Raw genomic sequence first — 11,576 nt, 5'->3', positions numbered from 1 at the left:
TAATTTTATATCTTTTTATACATGTCAGGCTTTTTCGCCTGACATGTTATCTGTCTGCTCCCAGGCTTCCCTCTCCTGGAAAATGCAGTTCGTACATTTCCCGGGCGGCGCGGGTGACGATTCCAAGCTCTTCTTCCATCTTCAATGTCTGCGGAAGCACCACGGCAGTATCATAAATATCCGCTTTCAGCTTGTCCTTGGCACGCTCACTGCTCATTTTCATAATTCCAAACAGCGTGCTGTTATAAGCCTTATCAGACTCACTAAGCTCCATATACGTCTTCACCATATGGCAGCACTCCCTGTAAAGAAGCTCTTCATAATCCTTACCCTTGGCGCAGATTTCCTGGAATTTCATTTTATTCAGCTGTTTCATGATCTCCTTACGTCCGCCGCGGACTCCCATAAAGCGCTTGCCGCTGTCCTTATTAAACTCCATCAGCATCCACAGTGCGATCAAACCGTCAGCCCGGGTATCACCGCCAAGCTCAGACGGATCCTGATAACGGATGTCCCAAAGCTCCCTGCGGATCTGATTCAGCTCCGGCTCCTCTCCTGCCTCAATTGACATATTCAAAAGTGCCAGACGTCTGGCCGGGTCCGATTCTCTGTAGTATTGTGTAATAGTCGGGGTATCCATAGTATTCTCCTTTATACTTCTTCGTAGGTCAGCTCGGTCTCAGCCATATTAAGAGCTTCCTCGATTACTTTATCCATATCCATATAGCGGTACATGCCCAGTCGTCCGCCGAAGAGTACATTCTTCTCTTCTAATGCACGGCGCTCATACTTGTCAAAGAGCTCGTCATTCTTCGGATCATTAATGGGATAATACGGCTCTTTTCCCTTCTCCCATGCTGCCGGATATTCTCTTGTGATAACAGTCTTCGGCTGTGTCCCAAATTCGAAGTGCTTATGCTCAATAATACGGGTATATGGCACTTCATAATCGGTATAGTTCACAACCGCATTTCCCTGATAGTTCCCCATATCAAGCACTTCTGTCTCAAAACGCAGGGAACGGTACTCCAGCTCACCATAGCAGTAATCGTAAAATTCATCGATCATACCGGTAAAAAGGATCTTATCTGCCTGTGCAGTGAGCTCTTCTCTGTTTGCAAAGAAATCCGTCTTCAGGCAAACCTGGACACCCTCCAGAAGCTTCTTGATAATGCGGGTATAGCCGCCCTTCGGAATACCCTGATAGGGATCCTTAAAATAGTTATTATCATAGGTATAACGAAGAGGAAGTCTCTTGATAATAAAGGACGGAAGGTCCTTACACTCTCTTCCCCACTGCTTGCGGGTATAGCCCTCTACCAGCTTCTCATACACATCCTGTCCCACCAGCGCCAGCGCCTGCTCTTCCAGGTTCTTCGGGTGTGTGATGTGCATGCGGCTGATCTGCTCCTGAATCTTCGCCTTCGCCTCTGCCGGAGTCCGAACTCCCCAGAGCTGGTGGAATGTATTCATATTAAACGGAAGATTATACAGTTCATCCTTATACACAGCAATAGGTGAATTTACAAAGTGGTTAAATTCTGTAAACTGGTTCACATAGTCCCAGATTTCCTTCTTAGAGGTATGGAAAATATGTGCGCCATACTTGTGGACCTGGATGCCTTCTACTTCCTCTGTGTAAATATTACCGCCGATATGATCACGCTTGTCGATCACCAGGCAGGTCTTGCCCTTCTTAGTAGCTTCGTGAGCGAATACAGCTCCAAAAAGTCCGGCTCCTACAATTAAATAATCATATTTTTTCATCTTGTGTTGCCCCTTTCTGTTATGGGAATGCAGATTTATTACGTCCGTTTTCTGCCAGACACTGATATACAATGTCTTTCATTCCCGGATAAAGATGTTATTATTATAACAAATTTTCAGAAAAAAAGGTAGCCCTTTCCATATAAGGACTACCTTTTTTATAAAACTTTCTTAATGGTCGCATCGCAACCTATAACACGCATCACAATGCACAACGATCATACAACCGCATTATTTCGCAGCAACTCTGTCAAACTCATCTGTGATTTCTTTGGATGGAGCCTTCGTCACAAGGCTGACGATCACGATCATCACCAGACTGAGCAGGAAACCAACTGCCAGGGAATAAAGTCCGGTATAGGTTCCCAGTGTCTGTCCTCCAACTAATGGAATATAGTCCCAGATAATAACGGTAAGTCCGCCAGTCACCATACCTGCAATGGCACCTGGAAGATTGGTTCTTCTCCAGAACAGGGACATTACCACGATCGGTCCAAATGCAGAACCAAGTCCTGCCCATGCATTGGAAACCAGTCCCATAATACTGCTGTCCGGATTCCATGCAATGACAAATGCAATCACTGCGATCACAATAACCGTGATGCGGCTTACTTTCAGAATTTCCTCTGTATCAGCATCCTTCTTGACAAAGCTGTGATACAAGTCCTCTGATACTGCAGAAGCCGTTACCAGAAGCTGGGAATCCGCTGTGGACATGATCGCTGCAAGGATTCCGCAGAGGAACAGTCCACCGATAAAGGGAAGCGCAAGCTCTGAGGTAAACACCTTGCGGATCATCTCAATAAATACGCTCTCAGAAGAAGCAGCTCCGTTCTCCCCAAGAATAACAGGAAGCAGATAAGCTCTTCCGATCACAGCGATTGCAAATGCAGCTGTCAGGGAAAGAAGATCCCATACAATGGCAATCGCCCAGGATTTTTTCAGTTCCTTCTCGTTCTTAACTGCCATAAATCTTACCAGTACGTGAGGCATTCCACAGTATCCAAAGCCCCATGCCAGCTGGGAAAAGATCTCTATAAAGGTATATGGTCTGTCTCCATTCATAAATGGGTTCAGATAAGCACCTGCACCGCCGGTCACGCCGCTCTGGGAGATCAGGTCTGTAAGATTGCCTGGAAGCAGGAAATATGCCACCAGCGGAACTACAAGCAGTCCGATAAGCATCAGGGTTCCCTGTACAAAGTCTGTTACACAGACCGCCATAAAGCCGCCCATGAAAGTATAGCAAAGAATAACCGCTGCTCCAATGGCAAGTGCTATGTGATAATCAAGTCCAAATACGGTATTGAACAGCTTACCGCCTGCTGCCAGCGCAGAAGCTGTATACACCAGGAAAAAGATTACGATTACCACTGATGAGATCAGAAGTAGGATCTTTTTCTTATCACGGTAACGGTTCTCGAAAAATGCCGGGATGGTCATGGAATTGTTTGCTGCGATGGTGTATTTACGAAGTCTTCCGGAAATACAAACCCAGTTGAGAACAGTTCCGATAAAAAGTCCTACCGCGATCCAGATCTGTCCGGATCCAAAGGAATAAATAGCTCCGGGAAGACCCATCAGAAGCCATCCGCTCATATCAGAAGCCTGTGCTGAAAGGGCTGCCACCCATCCGTTCAGTCCTCGTCCTCCAAGGAAATAATCCTCTGAGCTGGAGGTCTTTTTCATGTAAACCGCGCCGATGACGATCATCATGGCAAGGTAAAACACAAAAGCAATCAGAATTATCACTGTTGTACCACTCAATTTTTTCTCCTCCTCTGTTATAAAATCTGCCGTCCCCAAATCATCCGGACAGCAAAATAACATATTTCATACTTTACCACAGAAGAGTATGAAAGTGCAAGTGATATTATATATTTTTTTGAAAGTATGCGTTTTATAAACACAGAATATGAAACTACTTCTCTTTCCCTTTCAGATAAACATGCTTAATATACCACAAAGCCTTTTCTTCCCCTTTGTCATTGAGGATCCGAAGCAGCCCCTCTAACTCTTTTTTGGTCTGGGGATGTACAAACCACAGCTTCGGCTTGCTTTTCAGAAAATATTCCAGCGGCTTGTGATTGTCATATGCGTCCCCAAGATACGTCCTGGAGGCACTGATCCGGTCCATCACCATCTCTGCCACATATCTGCGAGGCATTTTCGCCCCCATGATCACATGCTCCGGATCATTTATGGAATAATCCACCCAATGCTCATAATGATGCTTATTGCGCCCTTTATGATGAAGCCAGGCGGTAGACACGCCAGTAGCCTCACGTTCTGCGTTATTTGGACTTCTGTTTCCCTGATAATATTTGCAGCCCACCAGAAATTCCGATGGAGTATATTTGGAAAGGTCATGGAGAAGCCCTTGCTTGTAAAGTCCGATTCGGAAGCAATAGTGCATGACCATCAGCTTATGCTTTGTGATTGTTTTAAAGTGAAGCCATGGATGCATTGTCACCGGACCTCCTTTCCTTATTCTCAGCTTCTGTCACAGTATTGTCTGAAGCTGCAGTTTTCTTCGCTTTTGCGACTGGCAGTTTTTCATTCTTTTTTCCTTTGCCAGTATGCTTTCTTTCAGGCTCCGGTTTCTTCACACCCTGAAGTACAACCACTGTACGCGGTCCCACCTCCACGGCTCTTTCATAGACCTGGCCATTTTCCCCATAAAATCCATCACAGGTCAGATCTCCGGTATCCATCACTTTCTTCCACTCCATCCCCTCTGGCAGATTAGGAAGCGCGATATTCCTGGTTTCCCAGTGAAAATTATAGCCTGTATAAAGGAAATCATCCTCACTTCCGTCCGGCAGCTTTGCATATGCCCCGCACAGCATCATGCCGATCATGCGGCTGGTATTTTCCATGTTGCAGAACCATGCACGTTCCCCATGAAAAGACATATCCGGGAATCCCTTGCCAAGGTAATCTGCTTCTTTCATGCTCTCACTCATATGAAGGACAGGATGAGCCTTCCGAAGTGCAACTGCCTTTTTTACAAAGGCGAGCATACTGGCATTTCGCCGCAGTCCCCGCCAGTCAATCCAGCCAATGGGATTATCCTGACAGTAAGCATTGTTATTTCCCTCCTGGGAATTGCCGATCTCATCACCGCCATAGATCATGGGCACTCCCTGGGAAAACAGCAGCATGGCAAAAGCAGCACGCATCTGGCGCTCCCTCATCTGACGGATCCACTGCTTCCTGCTTGGTCCTTCAATACCGCAATTCCAGGAATAATTATAGCTGCAGCCGTCGTTATTGCCTTCCCCATTTGCCTCATTGTGCTTATAATTGTAGGAAACAAGGTCATTTAAAGTAAAACCGTCCTGGCAGGTGATATAATTGATCACTCCATGGTCATCCGGGTTATGACGGATGCGGTACTGCACAGCCGGAACCATATCCTCATCGCTTTTCAGGAATCTGCGCATATCCTGCAAAAAGCCCAGATTATATTCCGCAAAGCAACGCTTTCCTGATCTGCGGTTCTTATAAAGAGCAGCCGTATCCATTCCTTCTGCCATGATCTTCGTCCCTGCAAGCAGGCCGTCCTTCATGATCAGGTCAAGAGGTGCCCCTTCTCCCAGAATATGAAAGCCGTCCACATGATAATTCTGTTTCCAGAACTGCACTGCACGAAGTGCCATTAAAGGATTAACTTCTGCCGGAAAATACATTTCCATGATACAGCCAATCCCTGCTTTGTGAAAAGCCCTGATCATGTCACAAAATTCCCTGTGGGGATCCCGGGTAGCGCAATAAGCACTCTTTGGCGCGAAATAAAGACCATTTCCATATCCCCAGTAATTTACCTCGTCCTTTTTCCCCTTCTGGGAAACCAGACCGTCTGGCTCCTTTGGCGGAACCACCTCCATAAATTCATAGGCCGGCATAAGCTCTACTGTATTAATGCCAAGCTCCTGCCAGTATGGGATCATCTGTACCAGACCGGAAAAAGTGCCCCGAAGTCCTGCCGGCAGCTTAGCCTGCCTGGTATATCCACGGACATGTACTTTATAGAGGATCATATCTCCAAAGTCTGTTTCCGGTGCTTTCTCATCCCCCCAGTCATAACCATTGCCTGACCAGAAGCCGCATCGCACCTTGTGGGGATCCTCCTCCCACGCTGCCCCAAAGTGCTCTCTTCCGCTGATTCTGCTGGCACAGGGATCCAGATAGATTTCCCCGTTTATCTTAAAATTGTATTCCAGATTGGTTACATTTAATTTTTTCATAAAGACAGAAAAAATCCGTCCTGTACGATATTTTTCATCCAGAAGAAGTTCATAAAAGGGCTCTCTTCCCCTCTTCCTGTAAAGAAGCAGGTAAACCTCAGAATCCTCTTCCGCTTCCACTGCAAAATTATATCCATCTGCCATCTGGGTTACCCCAAGTAAAAGAGGATAACCGTATGTCACAACCACGCTCTTATTTCCCGGTATTGGCACTTTATAAGCCCTCCTGTCTTTGTCTGCTGTCTCGTCTGTAGCCATTTTTGTACACAGAGCACGTTTCCCAAAAGGAATCTGCATAATGCAATCTTTCTTATGAAATAAAATCATCCGATGCTATCTGTTTATCCCCAGATCCTGCCATACAGGACTCCCTATGGTCTAAAATTTCAGATCCAGCTCTACAGGACAATGGTCGGATCCCATTATCTCGCTGTGAATCTTCGAATCCTCCAGATTCTCTTTCAAGGACGGAGAGGTGATGAAATAGTCAATTCTCCATCCGGCGTTCTTCTCTCTTGCCTTAAATCGGTAAGACCACCAGGAGTAGGCACCCTCAAGCTCCGGATAAAAGTAACGGAATGTGTCAATAAATCCAGCTTCCAGAGTTCTGGTAAAGCAGGCTCTCTCTTCATCTGTGAAGCCTGCGTTCATCCGGTTAGTCTTAGGATTCTTCAGGTCAATTTCCTGATGTGCCACATTCATGTCTCCACAGCAGATCACAGGCTTTTTCTCCTGAAGCTTCAGAAGATAAGCCAGGAAATCTCTTTCCCATTCCATGCGGTATTCCAGTCTTCGAAGCTCGGACTGGGAATTGGGCGTATATACGGTAACCAGATAAAAATCGTCCATCTCTGCAGTGATCACACGGCCTTCTTTATCGTGTTCCTCTATTCCAAGTCCGTAAGTCACGGACAACGGCTCTTTTTTCGTAAAAACAGCTGTTCCGGAATATCCCTTGCGGTTCGCGTAATTCCAATATTGATAATAACCTGGAAGCTCCAGCTTCACCTGGTTCTCCTGACATTTGGTCTCCTGAAGGCAGAAAATGTCTGCGTCCAGCTTCGCAAAGCTTTCTTCAAAGCCCTTGGTAATACAGGCACGGATTCCATTTACGTTCCATGATACAAGCTTCATGTTGTTCTCCAATCTGTAAAAATTTATATAATGCACAAAAATCCTTCTGTACATGATTTTGCCCATTTTTTCAAAGTTTCCAGTGAACTTCATTCACAAAAAACCTCTCATAGGATATTGCCTGTGAATATTCAATATATTCTAACACTTTCTTCATTATAACACAGATTTCCCTATTCACAAAACCCTATTTTTCTGGTACAATCTAAATATTGTCCGGGCATACCGTTACCAGTGAAAATGAAGCTAAAGAAGTCCCGGTGTTACCTTGTTTTACAGCATGAACATGCTTTTTCACAGGTAACATATAAATACAAATTTTTTATAAAGTGAGGTATTTTTAATGAGTGATTCAGATATGACAAACTCCTGCAGCAGCTGTGGAAGCAGCTCATCCTGCGGCGGTTCCGACTGCTCCACATGCGGTGGATGCAGCACTGACGCAAACCAGCACAGCACCATTACTCTTACCATGGAGGATGATACTGAGGTAGAATGCGCCATCCTTACCATTTTCCCGGTAGATGCAAAGGAATATATTGCGCTTCTTCCTCTTGACGAAGAGGGCCAGAATCATGACGGTGAAGTTTATCTGTATTCCTTCACCCGCACTGCAGAGGGTGCTCCCATGCTTTCCAACATTGAGAGCGACGAAGAGTACAATAAGGCTGCTATCGCATTTGACACTGTTTTACAGAATGCACGAGAAGCAGAAGCTGCCGGAACACCTTTAGAGTAATCTCTCCGGTGGTCTTTAAAGAAATTTCCTGCGGGAGCATCAGAGTAATCTTCCCGGTGGTCTTTAAAGAGATTTCCTGCGGGAGCCTGTTTGAAAAAGGCTTTCTGCAAAATTTGAAAAAAACTTAAGCACAATAAAAGCAGGTATCTGTGATTGATAAATTCATCACATTTACCTGCTTTTGTATTTCCCATAAAACTGCGAGGGCGCCGCAGCGGGTTACTTCGTCGTACTTCCAAACCCGCCATTTCTCACATCTGTCACATCATCATCTACGGTAATCCCGTACTCAACGAAGATTCCCTGCATAAAGCCTGTATCTGCCTTCAATTCTACCACTTTATTCTCATTGGTATCATTTGTCAGCTTGGCAAAAATATGGCCTTCATTGTCAGAATAAAAATAATCGCTGTCAATAATCCCCACCGTATTATTCAGCTGCAGACGGAATTTGAATCCCAGGCCGCTTCTTGGATAGCATTTCAGCACCCATTCCTGATCCATCTCCACACAGATCCCGGTCGGAATCTTGATGGTCTCGCCTGGCTTGATGGTAAAATCAGCCGGGGAAAAGAAATCATAGCCTGCGCTTCCGGCAGTAGCCCGTCTTGGAAGACGGATTCCCTCATAAATCTTCTCTGCCTCGTCAGCAGACACGCCTTCAAAAGCATCCATCCAGTCTGCCACAAAGCGCTCTTTACTTACTTTATGAAATTTTGCAATTCTCTTCATGTTTCCTCCTGTTTATCCCGTGCAGACGCATTTTCCAAAGCTCCGGCTCTGCAGCGGATATAAAGAATGCCGGGCACATCTGTCCGGCATCCCCCAAGCTGTCACTGTGCTTTTCCTACACAGTGGCCTTGCATTTTATTCTTATTTTGCCTCTGCCGGAACATCCTTGATGCTGAAGCTCATTCTTCCCATCTTGTCTTTTCCAAGGCATACAACAGTCACTTTATCTCCAAGTGTAAGAACATCCTCTACGCGGTTGATTCTCTCCTTGCAGATCTTGGAAATGTGAACCATTCCCTCTTTGCCAGGTGCGAACTCAACAAATGCGCCAAACTCCTTGATGCTTACAACCTGTCCGGTAAGGATCTGTCCCTGCTCGAAGTCAGAAGCAATGATCTCAACCATACGCTTTGCTTCCTGCATGTTCTTATCATCTACGCCGCAGATAGATACAGCACCCTCATCTGTGATGTCGATCTTAACGCCTGTGCGCTCAATGATGGTGTTGATGGTCTTACCTCTCTGGCCAACAACATCACCGATCTTCTGAGGATCGATCTGGATCTGGATGATCTTCGGAGCATATTTTCCAACAGTTGTACGAGGTGCAGGGATACATTTCTCAATAACTTCGTTAAGGATGTACTCTCTTGCTTCCTTAGTACGTCTGATTGCTTCTTCTACGATCTGTCTTGTAAGACCGTGGATCTTAATATCCATCTGAATCGCTGTGATACCGTCATGAGTTCCGGCTACCTTGAAGTCCATGTCGCCAAAGAAGTCCTCAAGTCCCTGGATATCAGTAAGAACGATATAATCATCATCTGTGTCACCTGTTACAAGACCACAGGAAATACCTGCAACCGGCTTCTTAATCGGTACACCGGCAGCCTCAAGAGACATGGTGGATGCACAGATACTTGCCTGGGAGGTAGATCCGTTTGACTCAAAGGTCTCGGATACAGTACGGATTGCATATGGGAATTCTTCTACGCTTGGAAGAACCGGTACAAGTGCTCTCTCAGCAAGTGCTCCATGACCGATCTCACGGCGTCCCGGTCCTCTGGATGGCTTTGTCTCACCTACAGAATAGGACGGGAAATTGTAGTGATGCATATATCTCTTGCTTGTCTCAAACTCGTCAAGTCCGTCAATTCTCTGTGCCTCTGCAAGAGGTGCCAGAGTAGTGATCGTACAAATCTGAGTCTGTCCACGGGTGAACATAGCAGAGCCATGTACTCTCGGGATGATGTCAACCTCTGCTGCCAGAGGACGGATCTGTGTGATTGCACGGCCGTCCGGACGTTTGTGATCTTTCAGGATCATCTTACGAACGGTCTTCTTCTGATACTGGTAAACAGCCTCACCAAGAACAGCAAGCCACTCCTCTTTCTCTGCGAAAGCTTCTTTCAGCTTGTCTGTGATCTCTGCAATATTGTTCTCTCTTGTCTGCTTGTCATCAGAGAATACGGCAACTTCCATTTCTTCCGGAGGAACGATCTCCTTGATGGCGTCAAACAGCTCCTGCGGAACTGCACAGGACTCATAGCTGTGTTTCTCTTTACCGCACTCAGCGATGATCTGATCGAAGAATCTGATGATCTCCTGGTTTACCTCATGTGCTTTATAAATAGCCTCGATCATCTGATCCTCCGGAACCTCGTTGGCACCGGCCTCGATCATGATAACTTTGTCTCTTGTGGAAGCTACTGTCAGCTGAAGATCAGAAATATCCTTCTGAGCCAGTGTAGGGTTCACAACATACTCTCCATTGATCAGGCCGATCTGTGTCGTTGCACATGGGCCATCAAATGGAATATCAGAAATACAGGTAGCAAGGGAAGAACCAAGCATAGCCGGGATCTCCGGGTTGCACTCCGGATCTACAGACATAACCATGTCTACCAGTGTTACGTCGTTTCTGTAATCCTTCGGGAACAAAGGACGCATAGGTCTGTCGATAACACGGGAGGTAAGGATTGCGTGCTCGCTTGCCTTTCCTTCTCTCTTATTGAAACCGCCCGGAATCTTTCCTACGGCGTACATTTTCTCTTCATATTCAACGCTTAATGGGAAAAAGTCGATTCCCTCTCTTGGCTCCTTGGATGCAGTTGCTGTAGCAAGTACAGTGGTATCACCATAATGCATAAGTGCTGCGCCATTGGCCTGTTTCGCAACACGTCCGATATCTACGGTAAGTGTTCTTCCAGCTAATTCCATGGAATAACTTTTGTACATGTCTTCTCTCCTTTTTCATATAAAATATTGATCTGAAGCCACCTTACACTTCTGCAGAAGCTGTAAAAACCAGTTCTGACCGACGTATATTGCAGCTCTCTTTGCCTCTGTCACAACAGAAGTCCGAAACGACTGAAAAATACATTTGATATTGCTGGGAACAGTTCTCTTCAAATGTTCTCTTCAAATGTCCTTTTCAGAAGTCTCGGAAATCTTTATCTGTCAGGTTGCCCTTACAGACAATAGTGCCTCTATTGTGACACTTATCACTATCCACAAAAGCTCCGGTAGAAAGCTTGTCAGTGAACAATCATAACTTTCCTCACATCTTAAAATAGGGCGGATGGATATCCGCCCCTTCCGCATACTAATTATTTTCTTAAACCTAATTTCTCAATCAGTGCACGGTATCTTTCGATGTCTGTTTTCTTTAAGTAAGCTAACAGTCCACGTCTCTGACCTACCATTTTCAGCAGACCACGTCTGGAATGATGATCCTTGTGGTTGTTCTGTAAATGCTCAGTAAGCTCCTGGATTCTTGCAGTAAGAACAGCTACCTGTACCTCTGGTGAACCAGTATCTCCCTCACATCTTGCATACTCTTTCATAATTGCTGTTTTCTTTTCTTTTGAAATCATCTTGATTTCCTCCTTATTATTCTTAATGGTCTCCCATGCAGGTATTCCTGTGGGGACGTAATCGCCGCATATTAAGAG

General features: G+C 45.6%; 10 protein-coding genes. 1 reads left to right on the top strand and 9 read right to left on the bottom strand.

The window, feature by feature from the left end; translation table 11 throughout:
- Positions 1-46: 46 nt before the first annotated feature.
- The 6 genes from AB5618_RS09515 to AB5618_RS09490 all read right to left on the bottom strand — a co-directional run bounded on the left by AB5618_RS09515 (position 47) and on the right by AB5618_RS09490 (position 7,151).
- Complete coding sequence (locus tag AB5618_RS09515; RefSeq protein WP_118578660.1) at positions 47-640, bottom strand: DUF6553 family protein; 594 nt, start codon at positions 638-640, stop codon at positions 47-49.
- An 11-nt stretch (positions 641-651) separates the two neighbouring features.
- Positions 652-1,767, bottom strand: a complete 1,116-nt coding sequence (glf, locus tag AB5618_RS09510; protein ID WP_148462337.1) for a UDP-galactopyranose mutase — start codon at positions 1,765-1,767, stop codon at positions 652-654.
- Positions 1,768-1,998: 231 nt separating this feature from the next.
- A complete protein-coding gene (gene putP, locus AB5618_RS09505; protein WP_173735380.1) occupies positions 1,999-3,534 on the bottom strand; it encodes a sodium/proline symporter PutP in 1,536 nt (511 codons plus the stop codon).
- A gap of 154 nt (positions 3,535-3,688) precedes the next feature.
- A complete protein-coding gene (locus AB5618_RS09500; protein WP_148462446.1) occupies positions 3,689-4,234 on the bottom strand; it encodes a DUF5662 family protein in 546 nt (181 codons plus the stop codon).
- On the bottom strand, positions 4,212-6,314 hold the full coding sequence (locus tag AB5618_RS09495) for a Type II secretory pathway, pullulanase PulA and related glycosidase (RefSeq protein WP_173735381.1): 2,103 nt from the start codon (positions 6,312-6,314) through the stop codon (positions 4,212-4,214). The genes AB5618_RS09500 and AB5618_RS09495 overlap by 23 nt, the downstream gene beginning before the upstream one ends.
- Before the next feature lie 81 nt (positions 6,315-6,395).
- Entirely contained in the window at positions 6,396-7,151 is a 756-nt protein-coding gene (locus tag AB5618_RS09490) for an exodeoxyribonuclease III (RefSeq protein ID WP_368366710.1), read from the bottom strand.
- Between the two features lie 343 nt (positions 7,152-7,494).
- Between AB5618_RS09490 and AB5618_RS09485 the strand changes: the two genes are divergently transcribed.
- Positions 7,495-7,890 carry a DUF1292 domain-containing protein gene (locus tag AB5618_RS09485; protein WP_118578668.1) on the top strand — a complete coding sequence of 132 codons (396 nt, stop codon included), beginning with the start codon at positions 7,495-7,497 and terminating at the stop codon, positions 7,888-7,890.
- 219 nt (positions 7,891-8,109) lie between these two features.
- Here AB5618_RS09485 and AB5618_RS09480 read toward each other — a convergent pair whose 3' ends face one another.
- The 3 genes from AB5618_RS09480 to rpsO form a co-directional block, all read right to left on the bottom strand.
- A complete protein-coding gene (locus AB5618_RS09480) occupies positions 8,110-8,622 on the bottom strand; it encodes a deoxyuridine 5'-triphosphate nucleotidohydrolase (RefSeq protein ID WP_148462341.1) in 513 nt (170 codons plus the stop codon).
- A 141-nt stretch (positions 8,623-8,763) separates the two neighbouring features.
- Positions 8,764-10,860, bottom strand: coding sequence for a polyribonucleotide nucleotidyltransferase (locus tag AB5618_RS09475; RefSeq protein WP_148462345.1), 2,097 nt, complete (start codon positions 10,858-10,860; stop codon positions 8,764-8,766).
- A gap of 371 nt (positions 10,861-11,231) precedes the next feature.
- Positions 11,232-11,498 carry a 30S ribosomal protein S15 gene (gene rpsO / locus AB5618_RS09470; protein ID WP_148462347.1) on the bottom strand — a complete coding sequence of 89 codons (267 nt, stop codon included), beginning with the start codon at positions 11,496-11,498 and terminating at the stop codon, positions 11,232-11,234.
- Between the last annotated feature and the right edge of the window lie 78 nt (positions 11,499-11,576).

This window comes from Ruminococcus sp. J1101004sp1_RTP21198st1_B9_RTP21198_201120, assembly GCF_040924245.1.
Taxonomy (GTDB): Bacteria; Bacillota; Clostridia; order Lachnospirales; family Lachnospiraceae; genus Blautia_A; species Blautia_A faecis.
This window is presented reverse-complemented; position numbering and strand designations above follow the sequence as displayed.

Excerpts from the sequence above, each read along its gene's own strand:
- AB5618_RS09515 (WP_118578660.1), bottom strand. The coding sequence starts at position 640 with ATGGATACCCCGACTATTACACAATACTACAGAGAATCGGACCCGGCC.
- glf (WP_148462337.1), bottom strand. The coding sequence starts at position 1,767 with ATGAAAAAATATGATTATTTAATTGTAGGAGCCGGACTTTTTGGAGCT.
- AB5618_RS09500 (WP_148462446.1), bottom strand. The coding sequence starts at position 4,234 with ATGCATCCATGGCTTCACTTTAAAACAATCACAAAGCATAAGCTGATG.
- AB5618_RS09495 (WP_173735381.1), bottom strand. The coding sequence starts at position 6,314 with ATGCAGATTCCTTTTGGGAAACGTGCTCTGTGTACAAAAATGGCTACA.
- AB5618_RS09490 (WP_368366710.1), bottom strand. The coding sequence starts at position 7,151 with ATGAAGCTTGTATCATGGAACGTAAATGGAATCCGTGCCTGTATTACC.
- AB5618_RS09485 (WP_118578668.1), top strand. The coding sequence starts at position 7,495 with ATGAGTGATTCAGATATGACAAACTCCTGCAGCAGCTGTGGAAGCAGC.
- AB5618_RS09480 (WP_148462341.1), bottom strand. The coding sequence starts at position 8,622 with ATGAAGAGAATTGCAAAATTTCATAAAGTAAGTAAAGAGCGCTTTGTG.
- AB5618_RS09475 (WP_148462345.1), bottom strand. The coding sequence starts at position 10,860 with ATGTACAAAAGTTATTCCATGGAATTAGCTGGAAGAACACTTACCGTA.
- rpsO (WP_148462347.1), bottom strand. The coding sequence starts at position 11,498 with ATGATTTCAAAAGAAAAGAAAACAGCAATTATGAAAGAGTATGCAAGA.